Origin of the sequence: Heyndrickxia sporothermodurans (genome assembly GCF_003055045.1) — a bacterium.
GTDB lineage: Bacteria > Bacillota > Bacilli > Bacillales > Bacillaceae_C > Heyndrickxia > Heyndrickxia sporothermodurans.
The window spans coordinates 101,458-122,669 of record NZ_NAZB01000002.1 but is presented as its reverse complement, the minus strand read 5'-3'; the positions used below and the strand labels follow the sequence as shown (position 1 = coordinate 122,669).

The 21,212-nt window shown below is 35.3% G+C and carries 21 protein-coding genes and 1 tRNA gene; 18 read left to right on the top strand and 4 right to left on the bottom strand.

Annotated elements, in window-relative coordinates; genetic code table 11:
* Positions 1-5: 5 nt before the first annotated feature.
* The 4 genes from B5V89_RS00595 (at position 6) to tagH (ending at position 3,617) form a co-directional block, all read left to right on the top strand.
* A complete protein-coding gene (locus B5V89_RS00595) occupies positions 6-1,208 on the top strand; it encodes a CDP-glycerol glycerophosphotransferase family protein (protein WP_244913421.1) in 1,203 nt (400 codons plus the stop codon).
* A 145-nt stretch (positions 1,209-1,353) separates the two neighbouring features.
* Positions 1,354-1,752, top strand: a complete 399-nt coding sequence (gene tagD, locus B5V89_RS00590) for a glycerol-3-phosphate cytidylyltransferase (protein WP_108070009.1) — start codon at positions 1,354-1,356, stop codon at positions 1,750-1,752.
* A 177-nt stretch (positions 1,753-1,929) separates the two neighbouring features.
* Complete coding sequence (locus tag B5V89_RS00585; RefSeq protein WP_066230338.1) at positions 1,930-2,760, top strand: ABC transporter permease; 831 nt, start codon at positions 1,930-1,932, stop codon at positions 2,758-2,760.
* A gap of 50 nt (positions 2,761-2,810) precedes the next feature.
* Entirely contained in the window at positions 2,811-3,617 is an 807-nt protein-coding gene (tagH, locus tag B5V89_RS00580; RefSeq protein WP_108070007.1) for a teichoic acids export ABC transporter ATP-binding subunit TagH, read from the top strand.
* A gap of 29 nt (positions 3,618-3,646) precedes the next feature.
* On the opposite strand, the gene B5V89_RS00575 is transcribed toward tagH, so the two are convergent.
* A complete protein-coding gene (locus B5V89_RS00575) occupies positions 3,647-5,185 on the bottom strand; it encodes a glycosyltransferase family 2 protein (protein ID WP_108070005.1) in 1,539 nt (512 codons plus the stop codon).
* 282 nt (positions 5,186-5,467) lie between these two features.
* Between B5V89_RS00575 and B5V89_RS00570 the strand changes: the two genes are divergently transcribed.
* Together B5V89_RS00570 and B5V89_RS00565 are read left to right on the top strand one after the other, a co-directional pair.
* A complete protein-coding gene (locus tag B5V89_RS00570) occupies positions 5,468-6,664 on the top strand; it encodes a DUF4097 family beta strand repeat-containing protein (protein WP_108070003.1) in 1,197 nt (398 codons plus the stop codon).
* 93 nt (positions 6,665-6,757) lie between these two features.
* Entirely contained in the window at positions 6,758-7,114 is a 357-nt protein-coding gene (locus B5V89_RS00565; protein ID WP_108070001.1) for a phage holin family protein, read from the top strand.
* A gap of 43 nt (positions 7,115-7,157) precedes the next feature.
* Here B5V89_RS00565 and B5V89_RS00560 read toward each other — a convergent pair whose 3' ends face one another.
* Positions 7,158-7,862, bottom strand: coding sequence for an N-acetylmuramoyl-L-alanine amidase (locus B5V89_RS00560; protein ID WP_341118621.1), 705 nt, complete (start codon positions 7,860-7,862; stop codon positions 7,158-7,160).
* A 183-nt stretch (positions 7,863-8,045) separates the two neighbouring features.
* Here B5V89_RS00560 and hprK point away from each other — a divergent pair, with 183 nt between their 5' ends.
* From hprK to B5V89_RS00500, 11 genes are all read left to right on the top strand, one after another.
* Positions 8,046-8,984, top strand: coding sequence for an HPr(Ser) kinase/phosphatase (gene hprK / locus B5V89_RS00555; RefSeq protein ID WP_066230353.1), 939 nt, complete (start codon positions 8,046-8,048; stop codon positions 8,982-8,984).
* Positions 8,985-9,018: 34 nt separating this feature from the next.
* A complete protein-coding gene (gene lgt / locus B5V89_RS00550; RefSeq protein ID WP_108069999.1) occupies positions 9,019-9,831 on the top strand; it encodes a prolipoprotein diacylglyceryl transferase in 813 nt (270 codons plus the stop codon).
* A gap of 25 nt (positions 9,832-9,856) precedes the next feature.
* Positions 9,857-10,804, top strand: a complete 948-nt coding sequence (locus B5V89_RS00545; protein ID WP_066230359.1) for a nucleoside recognition domain-containing protein — start codon at positions 9,857-9,859, stop codon at positions 10,802-10,804.
* A 112-nt stretch (positions 10,805-10,916) separates the two neighbouring features.
* Positions 10,917-11,420: an acyltransferase gene (locus B5V89_RS00540; protein WP_066230361.1), complete on the top strand. Its 504-nt coding sequence runs from the start codon at positions 10,917-10,919 to the stop codon at positions 11,418-11,420.
* Between the two features lie 160 nt (positions 11,421-11,580).
* Positions 11,581-13,092, top strand: coding sequence for a tetratricopeptide repeat protein (locus B5V89_RS00535; RefSeq protein ID WP_108069997.1), 1,512 nt, complete (start codon positions 11,581-11,583; stop codon positions 13,090-13,092).
* Positions 13,093-13,426: 334 nt separating this feature from the next.
* Entirely contained in the window at positions 13,427-14,371 is a 945-nt protein-coding gene (gene trxB, locus B5V89_RS00525) for a thioredoxin-disulfide reductase (RefSeq protein WP_066230366.1), read from the top strand.
* 312 nt (positions 14,372-14,683) lie between these two features.
* Positions 14,684-15,142 carry an 8-oxo-dGTP diphosphatase gene (locus B5V89_RS00520; RefSeq protein ID WP_066230369.1) on the top strand — a complete coding sequence of 153 codons (459 nt, stop codon included), beginning with the start codon at positions 14,684-14,686 and terminating at the stop codon, positions 15,140-15,142.
* A 44-nt stretch (positions 15,143-15,186) separates the two neighbouring features.
* The gene (gene rapZ / locus B5V89_RS00515; protein ID WP_066230371.1) at positions 15,187-16,074 is read left to right on the top strand and encodes an RNase adapter RapZ; all 888 of its coding nucleotides are present in this window, start codon (positions 15,187-15,189) and stop codon (positions 16,072-16,074) included.
* On the top strand, positions 16,071-17,054 hold the full coding sequence (locus tag B5V89_RS00510; protein WP_280523945.1) for a gluconeogenesis factor YvcK family protein: 984 nt from the start codon (positions 16,071-16,073) through the stop codon (positions 17,052-17,054). Before rapZ ends, B5V89_RS00510 begins: the two co-directional genes overlap by 4 nt.
* A 120-nt stretch (positions 17,055-17,174) precedes the next feature.
* Complete coding sequence (gene whiA / locus B5V89_RS00505) at positions 17,175-18,134, top strand: DNA-binding protein WhiA (RefSeq protein WP_107920643.1); 960 nt, start codon at positions 17,175-17,177, stop codon at positions 18,132-18,134.
* 38 nt (positions 18,135-18,172) lie between these two features.
* Entirely contained in the window at positions 18,173-18,427 is a 255-nt protein-coding gene (locus B5V89_RS00500) for an HPr family phosphocarrier protein (RefSeq protein ID WP_066230377.1), read from the top strand.
* Positions 18,428-18,470: 43 nt separating this feature from the next.
* Here B5V89_RS00500 and clpP read toward each other — a convergent pair whose 3' ends face one another.
* Both clpP and B5V89_RS00490 read right to left on the bottom strand, forming a co-directional pair.
* Entirely contained in the window at positions 18,471-19,097 is a 627-nt protein-coding gene (gene clpP / locus B5V89_RS00495; protein WP_268766454.1) for an ATP-dependent Clp endopeptidase proteolytic subunit ClpP, read from the bottom strand.
* 544 nt (positions 19,098-19,641) lie between these two features.
* A tRNA-Arg gene (locus B5V89_RS00490) sits at positions 19,642-19,713 on the bottom strand.
* A 151-nt stretch (positions 19,714-19,864) separates the two neighbouring features.
* On the opposite strand from B5V89_RS00490, the gene rpoN reads away from it, so the two are divergent.
* Positions 19,865-21,205, top strand: a complete 1,341-nt coding sequence (rpoN, locus tag B5V89_RS00485; RefSeq protein ID WP_108069993.1) for an RNA polymerase factor sigma-54 — start codon at positions 19,865-19,867, stop codon at positions 21,203-21,205.
* The last annotated feature ends 7 nt before the right edge of the window (positions 21,206-21,212 follow it).

The window sequence follows — 21,212 nt, the reverse complement described above, 5'->3', positions numbered from 1 at the left end:
AATTAGTGAAAAAATTTATGAGAGATATTCTTATATGGGGGTATTTGACATTTTTTAAACTATTTTTCATCATCTTCAGTACTATACCATTAAAAAATAAAACTACATTTGTTATTTCTTTTGGAGATAATGCCCTTTATATCTATGATGAAATGATTAAACAAGGTTTTAGTCATAAAATTGTGTTTTTATATAAGAAGACATGTAAATATGATTTTGGAAATTTTGAACGAGCTGTGACCATACCCTTTGAAACATTTCATCCGCTTACGGAAATTAAATCTATTTACCATTTGGCTACATCAAAATTTATCATTATTGATAATTATTACGGTTTTTTATCATGTATTCAATTGAAGAAAGAAGTCGAATGCATTCAAGTATGGCATGCTGCCGGTGCAATAAAAAAATTTGGACTACAGGATCAAGCAACGTTCTTGCGCAGTAAAAAAGATTTGAATCGATTTTTACATGTATATAAGCAATTTGATAAAATTGTAGTCGGTTCAGAAAAGATGGCGAATATTTTCAAGGAAGCATTTAGTGTTTCGGAAAATCAAATGTTGAAAACGGGAGTTCCACGAACCGACCTGTTTTTTAATGTGCTTGAAATGAATCGAATTCGTTCAAAATTACTAAATGCAAATCCATTTTTAAGAAACAAAAAGGTTATCTTATATGCACCAACTTTTCGAGATGGGCAGTTAGATACACACAAATTAACTTTAGATTTACGTTTGGTTTATGAGAGATTGGGAAATGAGTATGTTGTACTTCTTCGATTACATCCAGCAATAAAAAATATTATTTCATACGAAGGAACATTTCCTGGGTTCGTTTTTGATTATTCCTCATATGTAGATATTAATGAGCTTTTAATCATAACAGATATCTTAATCAGCGATTATTCATCAGTTCCATTTGAATTTGCGTTACTAAATAGGCCAATGATCTTTTTTGCGTATGACTTAGAATCCTATCAACAAAATAGAGGATTATGGGAATCATATGAAGAAATGGTTCCAGGACCGGTGGCGAAGGATACGTCCGAGGTTATTAAATGGATTAAATCAAATTCAGTAGACTATCAAAAAATACGAGAATTTTCATTAAAATGGAATGAGTTTTCACATGGTAGTTCGAGTCAAAAATTGGTAAAATATTTATGTGATAAAGAAATTAACAAAGAAACATACTATTCCAAATAAGATTATTAAGATTTGAATTTTCAAACAATAAAATTGTGGTTTAAATTATATTGATATTCAATTATAATTAGTGAATAACATTGCAAATATCCAGTAATTTTGTCGAATGTTTTTATATTTTAAAAATAAGGAAGTGTGTTTTGTTATGAAAAAGGTAATAACATATGGAACCTTCGATCTTCTACACTGGGGCCATATTAACTTGTTAAAGCGTGCTAGGGAACTTGGGGATTACTTAGTTGTTGCCATTTCAACGGACAAATTTAATGAATTAAAGGATAAAAAAGCCTATCATAGTTATGAAAATAGAAAAATGATCTTAGAATCTATTCGGTATGTAGATGAAGTTATTCCTGAAAATAATTGGGAACAAAAAATTGAAGACATAAAAGAGCATGATATTGATATTTTTGTTATGGGTGATGATTGGAAAGGGAAATTTGACTTCCTAAAGGATTATTGTGAAGTTGTTTATTTACCCCGTACAATTGGAATTTCAACATCTAAAATAAAAAATGATTTATTTTCGGTTAATAATGGGTAATTATTGTATATGAGAATATTGAGCAAAAGGTCTTTTCTCAGAATAAAAACTGGAAAAGGCCTTTAATTTTTCTTGAATGCGTACAAAATTTATTCAGAACTAGGAAGTTTACTTAAAAAGTTATATACTATTACTTGCAATATTTGAGAAAATAATATGCTCAGGAAGGATTATTACATGCGTTCTGTAACAACAGTCATTAAAGAACAAATTAATAGCTTTTATCTTGCAAGACGTTTGTCTGTTTATGAATTAAAAAGTGCAAATCGAAATCATTATTTAGGGATATTGTGGGAAATCATTAATCCGATGATTCAAATATCGATTTATTGGTTTGTGTTCGGATATGGAATACTTCATAGTAATGGTGGCCGGCAAGCTGTTGAATTATATGGGCATAAGATTCCTTATTTCCCATGGATGCTCTCTGGTATTGTTGTATGGTTTTTCGTAAATCAATCGATTACTCAAGGATCGAAGTCTATTTATAGTCGAATTAGGATGATTTCGAAAATGAGCTTCCCGATGAGTGTTATACCTACTTATGTGATATTTGCAAAACTGTATCAGCATTTAATGCTGCTTGCGGTTGTTCTTGTGATTTTTCAATTTCTCGGTTACCCAATTAATATTCATTATTTGCAATTGCCATATTTTATTATTGCAACGGTGATCTTTTTAATAACTTTGTCATTAATAACTTCAACATTAACAACCATTGTACGAGACTTTCAGATGTTGATTACATCTCTTGTACGGATTTTAATTTATTTATCGCCAATTCTATGGCCGCCTTATAACATGGATAGTAGGATTGTTGCGATTATGAAACTTAATCCATTATTCTATCTCATCGAAGGATACCGTGCATCAATCTTAGGATTATCCTGGTATCCCGTTGAGCATTGGGAATACTCCCTATATTTTTGGGGTATAATTCTTGTATTATTATTTTTCGGATCGATTCTACATGTTAAATTTAGAGACCGTTTTGTAGATTTCTTATAACTTCTATCTTTAATTAAGAAAGAACTTACTAAACGTAATGGAGAGAAATTATGAGTCATTCAGTTATTTTTGAAAAAGTAACGAAGAAATATAAAATGTATAATAAGAACTCAGAAAAATTATTAGATATTATTTTTCCCGATGGCTACGGTGAAGATTTCTTTGCTTTGCAAAACATTAATTTTACAGCAGATCATGGGGACGTAATAGGTGTTATTGGGGTAAATGGCGCCGGAAAGTCGACCTTGTCGAATTTAATTACGGGTGTTATTCCTCCGACTTCCGGAACGATTGAAATTAAAGGGCAAGCATCGTTAATCGCCATTAATTCAGGATTGAACAATGAATTAACAGGTAGAGAAAACATTGAATTGAAGTGTTTAATGCTTGGTTTTAATAAAAAGGAAATTCGGGAGTTAATGCCGGAAATTATTGAGTTTGCGGATATCGGGAATTTTATTGATCAGCCGGTGAAAAAGTATTCAAGCGGGATGAAGTCTCGTTTAGGGTTTGCCATATCGGTCAATATTGATCCGGATATTTTAGTTATTGACGAAGCTTTATCGGTTGGGGATCAAACATTTACTGATAAGTGTTTGGACAAAATGAATGAGTTCAAAGAAAAAGGGAAAACAATCTTTTTTATTAGCCATTCAATTGGTCAAGTCAAAAAGTTTTGTCAAAAAGCGCTATGGCTTGAAGCTGGTGAGGTAAAAGAGTATGGAACGATTAAGGAAATTATTCCGCAGTATGAAAAATTCCTAAAAGAATTCAAAGCAATGTCCAAAGAGGAACAACGTAACTTTAAACAAATTGTCCTCGAAAAACGAAGCAAACTAAAGGAATATAGTTCATAATATTAGACCAAAAAGGGTTGTCTCACTTCTCAGACAACCCTTTTTATTTTTAATCCTACATTTGAATAAACGGTATTGTGAAAAATAAATTTTCGATTTTGAAATTGGTGTTCAATTTGATTTTTCGTAAGCTTCCTAATATTAATTTTCATATACTCATCATATCTTAAAAAGATGGAGTAGGTTGATGTGGGAAGCTTGTTTAAAAAATTCAAATCAATTTCTAGTCTTCCGTAACCGGACTCGTCGATCATAACAGGTAGTGAATACTCTCGAAAAGCATTTTTTCCATCTTTAATAATTACTTCAGTTATTTTATCCCGTCTTTCTCCGTATACGAAAAAATTAAGTTTATATGTATCGTCAGTAAAATAGTCTTCCTTAAATTTAGCAAACAGAGGAATGCGAATATATTTGTGTTCATCTTCAAGTAATGGAGATATAATGTAGGGAAGATTATCCTTAATCAACACATCCTTAACTTTTTCCTTCTTATTCCATTCAAATAGCTTTTCAAGTTCTTTATAATTTTTTTGACGGAAAAGCTCATAAACCACTTTATTTATCGGCTGGAGAAAGTGATCAGAAAACTCGTATCTTAATCCTTTTGTCGTTTTTAAAACCTTGTTAAGTTTATAATAATAAACTCGCTTGAGCTTCGTTTTTTGAAAATGTGGTGTCGCAAAAAATCTTTCGATACAATCATATTCGTATAATCGATTTAAGATCATTTGCTCTTTTTCCAACTCGAGATTTTTGTTAATAATATAGTTTATAACTTTTAGGTTACATTCTGTTTTTTGCATAATATTTGTTTGATTTGTTAATCGTGTTTGTTGATTATCAAGTCGATTTAAATAATAAATCGGAGTTTTTGTTGTTGAAATTGTGTTGCAATGGGTTAAAACGTCGATGAAAAATTGTTTATCCTCCGCAAACTTCATTTCCGGAAATTGAATCTGATTTTCTTTTATTACGCTCGCTCTAATCATTCGTGCTCTTGGCCCTAAATGATGAAAGATATGGGGAATGGAAAATGGTGATACCGCTCTTCTTTCTTTACAAGATTCATGTTCTCCAATTATTTTCGTACCAGCCGAACGATATTGAATCGTTTTGCCAACGACATAATCACTTCCTGTTTCTTCTAAAATGTTATGTAGTGATTCTATGCCAGTAGGTTCAAGCCAATCATCTGCATCTAAAAAGGTGATGTATTTAGAAGTTGACAAATGAATGCCAATATTGCGCGGCTTACCTGGTGTTCCTGTATTACATTTTAAAAATACAACAATAATGTTATCGAATTTTGAAGAATAATCTAAGAGGATATCTCTTGAGGAATCAGTCGAACAATCATCAATTAGTATATATTCGATATTTTCGAATCCAATTGACTGATTAATTACGGAATCAATTGTTTTTCTTAAATGCTTTTCAGAATTATATACCGGGGTGATGACAGTAACTTTTGATGGTTTTGTTCTGTTTTCTAATTTGTTATCAACGATATGATAGCCTAAAGAATTATAGGTTATCGGGCGGTTTTTGTTTTTTACCTTGAACATAAATTTTCCCTCAACTTTACTTAGTTATTATTTAATTTTTATCATAAGGTTTTTGATTTATACAAATAATTGGAGGAAAGAGGTGGTTTACGTTATTTTTTAGCTGTTTAGCATTAACTCCATCTTAAGACTGATGAACGATTTAAGTGAATGTGTGAAAATAAAGCTAAATGAAACTTATCAAGTCCTTTAATCGTAAAAAGGATAAAGAATACGATCAGTTAACATAAAAAATTGGTGCAATTTTAATGTCAAATTACATTTAAATTGGAGGGGTTTTTCATGCAGGAAGAAAGAAAAAAAATTATTGGAATGGTAAAGGAAGGGAAGTTGTCAACAGAAGAGGCACTCATTTTATTAGACGCGTTAGAAAATAAAAGTGAAAAAGTACCCGAAACGAATCAGGCTCATCAGGAAAAATATCAAGAAAAACAGCAATACTCCAATGAGCAAACAGAGGATAACTACTCATCACAATTCAATGATGCAAAAGATAAAATTATGGATTTTGTGAATACAGCTTTCAAAAAAATAAAAGATATCGATTTGAATTTTAATCAATCTGTTGATATCCCTCATGTTTACCAACAAGCAAATGTGACATTAACCAATATTGATGTTGACGTTGCAAATGGTCATGTTGAAGTAAAAGCATGGGACCAACCAGATGTACGTGTAGAGTGCCAAGCAAGGGTATATCGCAAAGATAACCGCGATGAAGCGAGAGCTTTCTTTATTGACAATAGTTCATTTTATTTAGAAAACGGCTTGCTTCGTTTTTCAACTCAATCGAAGTGGATGAAAGTAGATACGATTGTTTACATTCCAAAAAATGATTATGAAAAAGTATCGATTCGTACATTTAATGGAAGTGTCACTGGAGAAGGTTTGTCAGGAGTTGATTTAAAAGCAAAGACAGCTAATGGTAAAATTGTTTTGAAAAACATGAAATCCGATAAATTAGACGCGGAAACAGTGAACGGCAAAGTTCTTGTAACTGACTCAACTGCCGGTCGTTTTTCAGCGGAAACAATGCATGGCAGCATTGATGTTGAAGGTGAATATGAAACAATTGATTTGCAAACATTAAATGGAAATTTAAGTTCTGTTTTAAACAATGAAATGACAGAAACACTTCATTTAAAAGCAGTTTCTGGTAACATCAATGTTTATCTTCCATCTGACGTAGGCATAGAGGGAGATTGTAAATCAAATTTAGGGAATGTCAAAATTACTCTTGAGAACATTGATGTAATTGAAGAGAAGAAGGAAATGGTCCAGAAACAAGTCAGATTTAAACGCAGTTCTTTGACTGAAAAACCTATCCACATTTTTGCTGAAACACGAACAGGTAATATTATTGTTCAAAATAATGAAAAGGTTGATAGTCGAAGCACCGAACCTGTTCATTCAGAAGGGCAGAATGAGCCTGTCCATTCAGAAGAAAAGAATGATAATGAAGGAGAAATAAAAGAATAGGTTATTAAATCGCATGTTCTAGGAATATCTTCATTTTTGTGCATAAACTATAAATAGAATACTCGTACTCTTAATTGTAAAGGTTGTTGTTAGATGAGATGGTTATTAGGTATATTAATTAATGCTTTACTATTTGTCGCCATGGCAGGGTATTTTGAGGGATTTGAAGTATCGAGCTTTGGTTCAGCTGTCGTTGCTAGTTTTATTTTATCCATATTAAATGTACTTGTACGCCCAATATTAATTATTTTAACGTTTCCGATTACCATTATTACATTAGGGATCTTTCTGTTTGTCATAAATGCTATTACATTAATGATGACTGACCGTTTGATGGGAGATGCTTTTAATTTTGAAGGCTTTGGCACTGCGTTTTTGGTAGCTATCATCATGTCAATAGCTAATCTCATTATCCAAAAAGCTGTTTTTTCTAATAATCGTGATGAATAAAGGACAGGAATAATTTCCTGTCCTTTATTTTTGGTGATATCTTTTACTTATCCTTCACGATCACAGGATCGTACCCCTTATCCTTTAATTCCTTTAACAGCCTTTCTGCATTTTTTTCTTCTGCAAAGGCACCAATTTGGACCCTATATAGCTCCTTTGGTTTTGCTTCTTTCTTCGGAGGTGTTGTTGCTTTCTTCTTTTTAAGCTTGTATTGATCAACAATACCTTTTACAATTGCTTCTGCACATGTTTTTTGATACGATTCTGAGCGGATTAGTTTGAGTTCGCTTTTATTCGTATAAAATCCACATTCGGTAAGAATGGCTGTCATATTCGTTTCTCGAAGCACATGAAAATCCGCTGTTTTAACTCCTCGGTCAGCAAGTCCGGTAGCGATGATCAGATTTTTTTGAACTTTATTTGCAAGAGCAACTGCTTCCTTCGGCTTTGTTAAATATACATACGTTTCAATGCCGTTTGCACTTGTCCAAGTTGTTCCGTAAGCATTTGCATGAATGGCTACGTAACAGTCGACCTTTAAGCGATTTGCTTTATCTGTCCTTTCCTTTAATGGAACATCTTCTTTTTTGGAGTGTGCGAAGTAAACCGAAACATTTTCATATGTTTCAAGTAATGCTTTCGCATGATCGGCTACAGAACTTGTAAATGAGAATTCTTTATAATTATCTGGACTTCTTTTTCCAGGAGTATTCGGTCCGTGACCCGCATCAAGCATAATCTTCAACATAATCTTCTCCTTTCATTATGTCTCACTTTCATAATATGAATTTCACTTCGTTTTCGGTACCCTTAGCAAATGAATGAGGTATTTGGGGTGGTCTTAAATAGTGGTAAAATGCTAAAATAAAGAAAGTTTAATATTCCAGACTGATGAAAATAGTCATAGTCGGTTTTAAGGGAGGATGCCAATTTGGCAAAGGTTCGTATAGAGGATATAATTAAAAAATTTAATTTAGAATTAATTAGTGGTGAGGAAGGGATCCATCGACCAATTACAACGAGTGATATTTCACGTCCAGGGTTAGAGTTGGCTGGTTTTTTTAATTATTATCCGGCTGATAGAATCCAGCTGTTAGGGATGACAGAAATTACTTTTTGTGAGCGATTGGATCCAACTGAACGAAAAATTCGTTTAGAAAAACTTTGTAATGATATTACGCCGGGAATCATTATTTCAAGGGAAATGGATGTCCCGGAAGAATTAATAGAGGCGTCAGAGGAGTACTCTATTCCCCTCATGCGTACAAAAATGAAGACGACACGGTTTTCCAGCCATTTAACGAATTATCTAGAGTTTAAGCTAGCTCCAACTACAGCTGTTCATGGTGTCCTAGTTGATATTTACGGTGTAGGCGTTTTAATCACTGGGAAAAGCGGTGTCGGTAAAAGTGAAGCCGCTTTAGAACTTGTGAAACGGGGACATCGTCTTGTAGCGGATGATTGTGTGGAAATTCGCCAAGAAGATACCGATACGCTTGTTGGTAATGCCCCTGATTTAATTGAACATTTGCTTGAAATTCGCGGATTAGGAATTATTAATGTCATGACTTTGTTTGGAGCAGGTGCTGTTAGAAGTCATAAACGAATTACTTTAGTTGTTGATCTTGAATTATGGGATCAGAGTAAGCACTATGATCGCCTTGGCCTTGACGAAGAAAAAATGAAAATCATTGATACGGAATTAACTAAGCTGACAATCCCTGTTCGACCGGGAAGAAACTTAGCGATTATTATTGAGGTGGCAGCTATGAATTTCCGATTAAAACGAATGGGTGTAAATGCCGCCCAACAATTTACCGATCGTTTGGCAGATGTCATTATTGATGAAGGTGATCGGGAAGAAATGTAGAATTTACATAGAAGAGGGAAGGAGTTAAATACATATGGAATCAAACATTACACCTTTGAATCCGATTGCCTTTAAATTAGGAGGGCTTGAGGTTCATTGGTATGGAATAATTATTGGAGTAGGTATTGCTCTTGGTTTGTACCTGGTAATGAAAGAATCCGAGAGACTTGGTCTTAATAAAGATTTGTTTGCCGATCTGTTAATCTGGGCGATTCCAATTTCAATTATTTGCGCCCGTATTTATTACGTAATATTTGAATGGAATAATTATTATTCAACACACCCGCAAGACATTATTAAAATTTGGAACGGCGGAATTGCCATCCATGGTGCATTAATTGGCGCGATCATTACAACGATTATTTTTTCACGGTTAAAAAAGGTTTCATTCTGGAAATTAGCGGATATTGCAGCGCCAAGTATTATTCTCGGACAAGCAATTGGTCGCTGGGGAAATTTCATGAACCAAGAAGCCCATGGCGGTGAGGTGAGTCGTTCATTTCTAGAAAATCTCCATTTACCTGATTTTATTATTAATCAAATGTATATTGATGGAACATACTACCAGCCAACATTTTTATATGAATCAATTTGGAATATTGTTGGGTTTATCATACTTATTTTATTGAGAAGAGTGAATTTGCGAAGAGGGGAACTTTTCTTAAGCTATATTATTTGGTATTCAATCGGTCGTTTCTTTGTAGAAGGTTTAAGGACGGACAGTTTAATGCTTACGAGCAATTTAAGAATGGCACAAGTGATTTCGATTGCTTTAGTTGCCATTGCGATCGTTCTTTGGATTATTCGTAAAGTAACTGGAATGGCGAAAGAACGCTATCGTGAGTAGAACAAATGATGGGGAGAAATGAAAAATGGTTCAGTCTTTAAAAATAGGGATATGGTCAGGTTTAAAAACAACGTGGACATTGGGGAAAATAATTTTTCCTGTTACTTTAATTGTAGCCGTTTTACAATATACGCCCGTGTTACCGTGGATAATTAAACTTATCTCGCCTTTAATGGGGATTTTCGGTTTATCAGGGGATGCAGCCATTCCTATTGTGCTTGGTAACTTTCTAAACTTATACGCGGGGATCGCAGGAATTCTTTCGGTGGATCTTTCGGTAAAAGAGGTGTTTACGATCGCAGTTATGCTTTCATTTGCACACAATCTTTTAATCGAATCAAGTGTAGCAGTTAAGGTGGGCGTGAAGGTTTGGGTGATGATTCTTGTCAGGGTAGGATTAGCCATTTTGTCAGCTCTTTTTATTAATCTTGTTTGGCATGGTGGACATGAAACGGCCCAGTACGGAATGATTGCCCCACAGGATGAACAATTGTCCGGAATATGGGCAATTGCTTGGCATGCAGTTGAAAAGGCTGCATTAGGCGTTTATCAGTTAGCGATTATCGTTATTCCGTTAATGGTTGGGATTCAGATTTTAAAAGATTTAAAAGTTTTACAATGGTTTTCGCGAATGATGGCACCATTTACCCGAATTCTTGGAATGAAAGAAAACACATCTACTACTCTAGCCGCCGGATTATTATTTGGTTTAGCCTACGGTGCCGGAGTGATGATTCAAGCGGTAAAAGAAGATGGCGTAAGTAAAAAAGACGTGACATTAGCATTTATATTTCTAGTAGGTTGTCACGCGGTAGTAGAAGATACGTTAATTTTTGTCCCGTTAGGAATTCCTGTTTTACCATTGTTATTCATTCGGCTGTTTACGGCCATTCTATTAACCCTGATCGTCGGATTTATTTGGAATCGTAGGGAAATTGCAAAAAATAATATTCAAAATGCATTTGAAAGGTAGTTGGAGGAAAGATTCCCCCGTTAACAATTCAACTACGGGAACCCCTTTTTTATACATAAATAGAAAGGAAGAGCTCTATTATGACTAATAAAATCGTAGGGATACATGTTTAATGCGTAATACTAGTCGTCACCCTGTTTCGGGTGCTAATTCCTTGTGGCATGTGTATAAGACTGTCCCATTTTGGAAGGTAGTCAAAAACTTTCTAGTGATTCAACTCGCTAGATATACCCCATTTCTATCGATGAAAAATTGGCTATACCGTACATTTTTAAAAATGAAAGTTGGGGACAAAACATCTTTCGCTCTGATGGTCATGCTGGATGTTATGTTTCCGGAAAAAATTTCTGTCGGTGAGAATTCGGTTATCGGTTATAATACAACAATTCTTGCTCACGAGTATTTAATTAAAGAATATCGTCTAGGAGAAGTAAAAATTGGCAGTGAAGTAATGATTGGAGCAAATACAACAATCCTACCCGGTGTCGAAATTGGGGATGGAGCAATTGTTTCAGCGGGTACACTCGTTCATAAGGACGTACCTGCCGGAGCATTCGTTGGTGGTAATCCAATGCGAATAATCTATACGAAAGAGGAAATGGAAAAACGCAAGTAAAGAAGATTCTATCCCCCTAATTTTTTTAAGGGGGTTTTTTCTTGTTGTATAAGCTTTATGAAGGGTTGCCTCTTTAATATACAATGTTTGACTGTTAATCATTGTTCGTTTATATGTTATACTACAGAAGTTAACTATGTACGATTTGTGAGGGACTTTCATGGCAAAAGACTCAAAGGTAAGACAAGAAAATGGAGTAGTCTTGTCGTTCATACCTACTGGAGAATATTATTTTAATAAAGGAATAAATGCTTTTCATCGTCATGATTTGACAGGCGCAAGGAAATACCTTGAACGTGCAATTCAACTGGAACCATATGAACCGATGATTGCTTGTCAACTTGGCTTAGTATATATGCAATTAGAACAATACCAAGAATCTAATGACCTCTTTAATCGAATTCTTGAGGAACTTGATCCGAGTATGACCGAGTGTCTTTATTTTTTGGCGAATAATTTTGCTGAACTTGGATTATTTAGTGAGGCGAAAAACTATGCAACTTCATATCTCGATACAGATCCATACGGTGAGTTTATAGAGTGTGCGGAAGATTTGCTTTATATTGTTGGGATGGAAGAAGATGGCGAGGATGACTTTCCAATCAAGGATGAGTTGATTTTAAAACAAGATAAAGCAAGACAACTCCTTGAATCAGGTAATTTTGAAAAAGCAGTAGAAATTCTCACTAATGTAATCGAAGAGTTTCCTGACTTTTGGTCTGCATATAACAACCTAGCACTAGGATATTTCTATTTAGGTGACATGGATAAAGCAGCATCCGTATTAGACGAACTCCTCGTTAAAAATCCCGGTAATCTGCATGGCATATGCAATTTAGCTGTATTTCTTTATCACCAACGACGTGATCAAGAACTGCAAGTTTTACTTGAAGGATTGGAAAAAGTCAAGCCACTATTGATTGAACATAAATATAAATTAGGTGCTACCTTTGCATTAATAGGGAGATACAAGCAAGCTTATATGTGGCTGAATAAATTAAAAAAGTATGGATTTGAAGGGGATTCCAGTTATTATTATTGGTTGGCACAATCAGCATATTATACCGGGCACGAACAAACGGCGAAAAATGCGTGGAAGCAATTATTAGAGCTTAATCCTGAAAAAGAAGGACAGGAACCATGGAATGATAGAAATGCGCAAGGAGTAGGATTTGAAGACGATGTAACTTCGACACTCAAAAAACTGCGTAGTGATTATATGGAGGAACGATTGTTTGGGATTTTCATCCTATCAAAGTCAACTCGTAAAGATGAAATGGTTTCACATCCTGATTTTAAATCGCTAGATGAATTTTCACTCACAGAAAAGGTTTATTTAGCAAATGTACTTGATGCGGATTTAAAAAAACAGTTTGATCCGAATGGGATTATTTCAAGGGCACATCAAGTGGCGGATATTTTATATGAAAAGCATCATCCGATCGACGCCGCTTCGTCTGGCCTATTTCTAATGTGGTTTTCCGTTTTCTTGGAAGGCGTGAAAAATGGGCAAGAATTTACAAACCTACGCGGATTTGCCGCTGCAACGGAATATCTATGGAATAAATTAAAGCATGAGAAAAAATCTCAGGCAGAAATATCTAAAACCTATGAAATTTCAAACTCAACCTTGCAAAAATACACAAAAATTGTCCTCCAATATTGCAAGTAAGCATATATTTGGACGGAACTGACTTTGTCTTATAGGATAGAGGTAGTTAGGGAATGCTTATAGCATTAAATAGATTGAAAAGCTGTCGACTAGTAAAGGTTCTTTTCTAAATGCTTTTTCTGTATAAATACAGAGTGGATTGGAGCGAAAGGAGCTTGACTCCAGCGGGACATAGAGGAAAAGTCGAGACCCCGCAGGGCGAATGCCCGAGGAGGCTCGACTTCTCACCGCGAAAAAGCAAGCTCCTGCAGCGGAAAGAAACGGACTATGTTATTTCCAAAAAACAATCTATACGATAACGATTATTTTTGACATTTGCTAAGGAGTGTTGAGTATGTCAGAGGAAAAAATTTATGATGTCATCATTATAGGTGCAGGTCCAGCAGGAATGACTGCAGCCGTCTATACATCACGTGCCAATTTATCAACATTAATGATTGAACGTGGAATCCCGGGTGGTCAAATGGCCAATACCGAGGAAGTAGAAAATTATCCAGGGTATGATCACATTCTCGGACCTGATCTTTCAAATAAAATGTTTGAACATGCGAAAAAATTTGGGGCAGAATACGCTTACGGTGATATTAAAGAGATTGTTGATGGGGAAGAATACAAAACAATCAAAGCGGGCGCAAAGGAATATAAAGCCAGAGCGATTATTCTCGCAACTGGAGCGGAATATAAAAAAATTGGTGTTCCCGGTGAAAAAGAATTAGGTGGACGCGGCGTTTCTTATTGTGCTGTTTGTGACGGTGCATTCTTCAAAGGCAAAGAATTAGTTGTCGTTGGTGGCGGTGATTCTGCAGTTGAAGAAGGAGTTTATTTAACACGTTTTGCAAGCAAAGTAACAATTATTCACAGACGTGATCAGCTTCGTGCCCAAAAAATTCTTCAAGACCGTGCCTTTTCTAACGAGAAAGTTGATTTTATTTGGAATCATACAATTAAAGAAATACACGAAGAGAATGGTAAGGTTGGTTCCGTTACTCTTATTTCAACCGAAAATGGCGAGGAAACGGAATTTAAAACGGATGGTGTATTTATCTATATAGGAATGGTTCCACTAACAAAGCCATTCCAAAATTTAGGGATTACTAACGAAGCTGGCTATATTGTAACCGACGAAAATATGGTTACAAAAGTTCCTGGAATTTTTGCAGCAGGGGATGTACGTGAAAAGACATTACGCCAAATCGTCACTGCAACAGGTGATGGAAGTATTGCAGCTCAAAATGCTCAAATCTATGTAGAAGAACTAAAAGAAAAGCTTCACGTGTAACGAATGTCAATCGGGTTGACTGAACTTTTTCTTAGGAATATAACCTTAACTAAAAAGTCATTGTTTTGTAACGCTCTTGAAATAAACATTCGGTATGATATAAGTAGTTGAAATTGACCCCCTTTTTTATAAGATCCCTTGTTAGCATAGGCTCAATGCCTATGCTTTTTTTTGCTTTTAACCACCTTTGTTCTCGATTTTTACTCACTAACATGGAATGTTTTGTCTTTCATTGTTTGAAACCTTTAAAAATAGTATAATTAAGTGACTTATATAAGAAATTTACTTTTTTACCCTACTGAGGTGATGCCGATGCAACGAGTAACTAATAATGTGTATATTAAAGAAGATAAGGTGTTGCTTTTACAAAAACCGAGTAGAAACTGGTGGGTTGCTCCTGGTGGAAAAATGGAACAGGGGGAATCTGTTCGTGAATCAGTCATTCGTGAATTTCGCGAAGAAACGGGAATATATATTAAACAACCACTACTTAAAGGTGTTTTTACTTTCAATATAAAAGACGGCAAAGACATCATTTCGGAATGGATGATGTTTTCATTTAAGTCAACTGAAGGAGATGGCCAACCTCTGCAATACTCCGAGGAAGGCATTCTAAAATGGCATCCTATTAAGGAAATAAACAAATTGCCAATGGCAGCGGGCGATTATCATATATTGGATTATGTGATCCACGGGAATGGGATCATTTATGGGAATTTTACCTATACACCGGAATTTGAATTACTATCGTATCGATTAGATCCTAGTTAATTACATAGACACGGTATTGGAAACTAATTTTAGGAGGAGAAAGAATGAGCACAGGTGCAAATAATGTTCAATTAGTGATCATTACTGGAATGTCTGGTGCTGGTAAGACCGTTGCAATTCAAAGCTTTGAGGATCTCGGCTTTTTTTGTGTAGATAATTTGCCTCCTACACTGCTTCCGAAGTTTTTGGAACTAATGAAAGACGCGACCAACAAAATGAATAAAGTGGCACTCGTTATGGATTTGCGAGGAAGGGAATTTTTTGAGCACTTATTCAAGGCTTTGGATGATCTAACCGAAACTTCCTGGGTATCTCCGCGTATTCTCTTTTTAGATGCCGATGATTCAGTATTAGTGCGCCGGTATAAGGAAACAAGACGAATGCATCCATTATCTCCGTCCGGTTTACCGCTAGAAGGAATCCGTCAAGAGCGAATGCTTCTGGAAGAGCTTAAAGGACGGGCGCAAATAATTTTTAATACATCAGAATTAAAGCCGAAAGAGTTGCGGGAAAAAATTCTAGAAGAGTTCTCAATAAATAAACAATCGATATTCACCGTCAATGTTATGTCGTTTGGATTTAAACATGGGATTCCAATAGATGCGGATTTAGTGTTCGATGTCCGTTTTCTTCCTAATCCTTTCTATATTGAAAATATGCGTCCAAAAACAGGTCTTGACCAAGAGGTTTATGACTATGTTTTAAAATGGAACGAAACGAATAAATTTCTTGAAAAGGTTATAGACTTATTAGCCTTTATGCTTCCTCATTATAAGCGTGAAGGAAAAAGTCAATTAATCATTGCGATAGGCTGTACAGGTGGACAACATCGTTCCGTAGCGTTAACAGAATATATTGGACAATATTTTAAAAATGATTATCATACTAGAATTACACATCGTGATATTAAAAAAAGGAAGGTAACAACATGAGCATAGAAAAAAAGCCGCGGATCGTCATTATCGGCGGCGGGACTGGATTACCTGTATTATTAAGAGGGATTAAAAAATATCCGGTTGATATTACAGCAATTGTAACAGTAGCAGATGATGGAGGAAGTTCAGGACGAATCCGAGATGAAATGGATATTCCCTCACCAGGTGATATTAGAAATGTCATGGCAGCACTTTCGGAGGTGGAACCGTTAATTGAACAAATGTTTCAACACCGCTTTAAGACATCGAATGAGCTCGCAGGACATTCGTTAGGAAATTTAATTATTGCAGCTTTAACTTCAATTACCGGTGATTTTGTTCATGCTATACAAGAAATGAGCAGAGTGTTAAATGTGCGAGGCAAGGTGCTTCCGGCTGCTAATCAGAGTGTCGTTCTCCATGCAGAAATGGAAGATGGGACAATTGTCTCCGGTGAGTCAAAAATACCTTTTTCCGGGAAGAAAATTAAACGCGTTTTTCTGACTCCCGAAGTCATCCATCCTATGCCAGAAACCATTCGCGCTATTCGAAAAGCAGATTTAATCGTTGTTGGACCGGGGAGCTTATATACAAGTATTTTACCTAATTTACTCGTTCCAGAGTTAGGTAAAGAGGTATGTAATGCCAAAGCAAGAAAGGTATATATTTGTAACTTAATGACACAAGCAGGTGAAACATTAGATTTCACTGCAAGTGATCATGTGAAAGCGATTTATGATCATATGGATTGTTCGTTTATTGATACGATACTCGTAAATAATGAGGAAATTCCGGCAAATATACAGGAGAAATACAAAGAAGAGCTTGCCAAACCTGTAGTCTATGACGTCGAAAAATTAGTAGCACTTGGGATTGATGTCATCTATGATAAATTCGTCACTTATCATGATGGAGTCATCCGTCATGATACCGAAAAGGTTGCTAAAATACTTTACTCATTACTTGATCAGCCTTTAATGAATGTAGATTCTAAATAAAGAAGCTCGGGGATTAATTATAATTTCCATTACCTACATTTTATATGAAAAGCTTCTCCCCTTTTATTTGGTAGTCAAATCGATGATTGCTAAAAAGAATAGGGAAAGGAGGTATGAAGAATGTCATTTGCTTCGGAAACAAAAAAAGAGCTCACTAATTTACAAATTAAAGATTGCTGTGCACGAGCAGAATTATCTGCTCTTATTCGTATGAACGGTTCATTGTCTTTTTCAAATAAAATCTTGGTCGTAAACGTTCAAACCGAAAATGCAGCAATCGCCAGAAGAATTTATACATTAATTAAAAGGATTTATGACACTCCTGTTGAATTATTAGTTAGAAAGAAAATGCGTCTAAAGAAAAATAATGTGTATATTGTTAGATTGAGAACAAAGGCAAAGGAAATTTTAGAGGATCTTGATATTTTAGGTGAGGGATTTACATTTATTCATCATATTTCACCTGCATTGATTAAGAAAAAGTGTTGTAAACGGTCTTATTTGCGGGGAGCCTTTCTTGCAGGGGGATCAGTGAACAATCCGGAAACTTCATCCTATCATTTGGAGATTTTTTCACTATATAAAGAACATAATGATTCGTTGTGTGAACTTATGAATTTCTTTCACTTGAATAGCAAAACATTAGAACGAAAAAAAGGGTTTATTACGTATTTGAAAGAAGCGGAAAAAATTACCGAATATTTAAATGTAATTGGCGCCCATAATGCACTTCTTCGCTTTGAGGACGTAAGAATTGTAAGAGATATGAGAAATTCAGTCAATCGCTTAGTCAATTGTGAAACGGCAAATTTAAATAAAACGATCGGTGCAGCATTAAGACAAGTAGAAAACATTCGGTATATTGATGAAACGGTTGGGCTGCAAATTCTTCCGGATAAGTTAAGGGAAATTGCGGAATTGCGTGTGGCGTATCAAGATGTCACCTTAAAGGAATTAGGGGAAATGGTTTCATCCGGTAATATAAGCAAGTCGGGCATTAATCATCGTTTGCGAAAAATCGACGAAATTGCTGATAAGTTGCGAGCAGGAGAAATAGATAAAAATTCAATGGCAAAATAAATAATTTGAAGCTGAATAAAAAGGGGGATAAAGAATAAATGATAGAAAGACAAGTTGAAGTTAAACTAAAAACCGGATTACAGGCACGCCCGGCAGCATTGTTCGTTCAGGAGGCCCATCGATTTTCTTCAGAGATTTTTCTTGAAAAAGATGGGAAAAAGGTAAACGCCAAAAGCATTATGGGATTAATGAGTCTTGCAGCTGGTGTGGGCTCAACGATTAGCTTAAGCGCAGATGGTCCTGATGAAACAGAAGCTTTAGACACGTTAGCTAAATTTATTGAAAATGAATAAAAGAAAAAGAACTGTCACTTGTACAGTTCTTTTTCGCTTTAATTTACTTTTTTTCTTCTGAACGTGTAATAATTTGATCAATTAAACCATATTCTTTTGCTTTTTCAGCTGTCATGAAATTATCGCGATCAGTGTCTCTTTCAATGACTTCTAGAGGTTGGCCTGTACGTTCAGCTAGTATTTTATTTAATTTTTCACGTAAGAATAAAATACGTTTAGCAGCAATTTCAATTTCAGTCGCTTGACCTTGCGCACCTCCAAGTGGTTGGTGAATCATTACTTCACTATTTGGAAGGGCATAGCGTTTTCCTTTTTCACCGGCAGCTAGTAAAAAAGCACCCATAGATGCTGCCATACCTGTACAAATTGTTGATACATCGGATTTGATAAATTGCATTGTATCATAGATAGCCATACCAGCTGTGATACTGCCACCAGGGCTGTTAATATAAAGGGAAATGTCCTTACCTGGGTTTTCAGCATCTAAAAATAATAGTTGAGCAACAATCGAGTTTGCTACATTATCATCGATTGCACTACCAAGCATAATGATACGGTCTTTAAGCAAGCGTGAATAAATATCATATGCACGTTCACCACGATTTGTTTGTTCAATAACTGTAGGAATTAAGTTCATACTTGTTCCTCCTTTTTGATTGGCTCGGCGAATGGTTGCCGAGATTTTTATCAAATTTTTATTCAAAGGAAAATAAATCCTTATGTAATGTTATCATACACTGATGGTCAATAAAGGTCAAACAAATCACTTTCTATTTATAAAATTTTTTCTTCTTTTGATTACACTTTAATCATAGTATCCAAAATAAATGGTTTTTAAACTTTTTCGTAAATGGTTAGTTTTTTGTTGTTTTCGTTGAACGTTCCTTTCCGCTCCAGGGTGCTCGCTTTCCGCGGGGCGGGCGGTGAGCCTCCTCATCGCTTCGCTCCCCGCGGTGTCTCACCTGTCTAGCTCCAGCGCCTAGCCCCTCGAGGTCAAATAACCTTCGACAAATGANNTCATTTGTCGAAGGTTATTTGCTTGTCGGGGCTGACCAAGGCGCTTCCGCTTTTCTTACTGTCCCGCTGATCCCGCAGGAGTCTCGCACCCTTCCGCTCCAATCCACTCTGTGCTTTCAATAATATTATTAAAGCAAAAACTAAAGAAAAAACAGCTAATAAAAAACCTCTTGTTCTATTAGAACAAGAGGTAGGTACGCCCTCGGAGGGAATCGAACCCCCATTTTAAGAACCGGAATCTTACGTGCTATCCGTTGCACCACGAGGGCATTTTATAAACCGTACGATAAAAAATTATATCCTATAACACTTGAAATTGCAATAAATAATATGAAAACAAAAAGTTATGAATATATATATATGTACGGATACTTGAATGTAAGGTAAAATGTAATTGAAAGGCAAAGGGGGGAGATTTAATTGGATTTAAAATTTGGCTTATACCAACAACAAACCTTAAAATTGTCTATGACGCAAGAATTGAAACAGGCAATCGAACTTCTCCAATATTCTACACAAGAATTGACCTCTTTTTTGGAAGCGAAAGCGACTGAAAATCCTCTTATTCAATTAGAAAATACGAATATAAAATATATAGATATACGTAACGATGGATCGAAAAAAAGTAGGTCGAAAGTTAAAGAACGGGACGACAAGCAATGGATAGATCAAATATCCCAAACGTCAATGAGCCTTCAGGACTATCTATTTATTCAAATCTCTTTGAAAACGCTATCAAAAGATGAAAAAAGAATGCTTACTCAGCTTATTTATAATCTTGATGCAAATGGATATTTAACGATTTCGCTTGAGGAGGCAGCGCGGATTTGCGGTTTGACAATCGAAATGGCGGATCAGTGTCTTAAATTAATCCATAATTTAGAACCAGCAGGAGTAGGAGCACGTAACCTTAAAGAATGTTTATTGCTCCAAATTAATCGAAAAGCGGATTGCCCACAAATTGTAAAGGATATTGTAGTAAACTATTTTAATGAATTTGCGGAGAAAAAATGGAAAGTTATTTCACATGAACTTGACGTTCAAATGAATGAAATTCAAAAGGCAGCAGATTATATTAAAAAACTTGAACCTCGGCCTGGTTCAGCTTATCATAAAGAACAGCCGCAATATATTGTACCGGATTTAATTGTAACGATAGAAAATGATAATATTGAAGTTAGTCTTTTTCAAAAACATCTACCTAATGTGCAATTTCAAAAGGATTATTATACGAAAATGTCTGCATATAAAGATCAACAAGTAAAACACTTTTTGAAAGAGAAAACAAAAGATTATCAGTGGATCATGAAAAGCCTTCAACAACGAAATGAAACACTTTTAAAAGTAGGAATGGCGATTATCGAAAAGCAGTTTGATTTCTTTTTAAAAGGACCGGCGTATTTAAAACCGTTAACGATGAAAGAAGTGTCTCAGGAAATTGGCATACATGAATCTACTGTAAGTCGGGCCGTTCGAGAAAAATATATTCAAACACCGTTTGGGACTTATGAATTAAGATACTTTTTTTCTGCCGGCTTAATGAAAACGACGGGGGAAGAAGAAGAGCAAGCATCCGCATTTCAAGTGAAGACGATGATCGCAAATTTCATTGAGAAGGAAAATAAATTAAAACCGCTATCTGACCAGTTAATCGTTGATAAATTAAAGAACCACGGAATCGTTGTATCAAGAAGAACGATTGCAAAATATCGTGAACAATTGAAGATACCTTCTTCTGCAAAGCGGAAACGGTATGGATAATAGTAAG

What these genes read in the sequence shown, in the direction of transcription:
- tagD (WP_108070009.1), top strand. Translation starts at nt 1,354, where the DNA reads ATGAAAAAGGTAATAACATATGGAACCTTCGATCTTCTACACTGGGGC.
- B5V89_RS00585 (WP_066230338.1), top strand. Translation starts at nt 1,930, where the DNA reads ATGCGTTCTGTAACAACAGTCATTAAAGAACAAATTAATAGCTTTTAT.
- tagH (WP_108070007.1), top strand. Translation starts at nt 2,811, where the DNA reads ATGAGTCATTCAGTTATTTTTGAAAAAGTAACGAAGAAATATAAAATG.
- B5V89_RS00575 (WP_108070005.1), bottom strand. Translation starts at nt 5,185, where the DNA reads ATGTTCAAGGTAAAAAACAAAAACCGCCCGATAACCTATAATTCTTTA.
- B5V89_RS00570 (WP_108070003.1), top strand. Translation starts at nt 5,468, where the DNA reads ATGCAGGAAGAAAGAAAAAAAATTATTGGAATGGTAAAGGAAGGGAAG.
- B5V89_RS00565 (WP_108070001.1), top strand. Translation starts at nt 6,758, where the DNA reads ATGAGATGGTTATTAGGTATATTAATTAATGCTTTACTATTTGTCGCC.
- B5V89_RS00560 (WP_341118621.1), bottom strand. Translation starts at nt 7,862, where the DNA reads ATGTTGAAGATTATGCTTGATGCGGGTCACGGACCGAATACTCCTGGA.
- lgt (WP_108069999.1), top strand. Translation starts at nt 9,019, where the DNA reads ATGGAATCAAACATTACACCTTTGAATCCGATTGCCTTTAAATTAGGA.
- B5V89_RS00545 (WP_066230359.1), top strand. Translation starts at nt 9,857, where the DNA reads ATGGTTCAGTCTTTAAAAATAGGGATATGGTCAGGTTTAAAAACAACG.
- B5V89_RS00540 (WP_066230361.1), top strand. Translation starts at nt 10,917, where the DNA reads ATGCGTAATACTAGTCGTCACCCTGTTTCGGGTGCTAATTCCTTGTGG.
- B5V89_RS00535 (WP_108069997.1), top strand. Translation starts at nt 11,581, where the DNA reads ATGGCAAAAGACTCAAAGGTAAGACAAGAAAATGGAGTAGTCTTGTCG.
- trxB (WP_066230366.1), top strand. Translation starts at nt 13,427, where the DNA reads ATGTCAGAGGAAAAAATTTATGATGTCATCATTATAGGTGCAGGTCCA.
- B5V89_RS00520 (WP_066230369.1), top strand. Translation starts at nt 14,684, where the DNA reads ATGCAACGAGTAACTAATAATGTGTATATTAAAGAAGATAAGGTGTTG.
- rapZ (WP_066230371.1), top strand. Translation starts at nt 15,187, where the DNA reads ATGAGCACAGGTGCAAATAATGTTCAATTAGTGATCATTACTGGAATG.
- B5V89_RS00510 (WP_280523945.1), top strand. Translation starts at nt 16,071, where the DNA reads ATGAGCATAGAAAAAAAGCCGCGGATCGTCATTATCGGCGGCGGGACT.
- whiA (WP_107920643.1), top strand. Translation starts at nt 17,175, where the DNA reads ATGTCATTTGCTTCGGAAACAAAAAAAGAGCTCACTAATTTACAAATT.
- B5V89_RS00500 (WP_066230377.1), top strand. Translation starts at nt 18,173, where the DNA reads ATGATAGAAAGACAAGTTGAAGTTAAACTAAAAACCGGATTACAGGCA.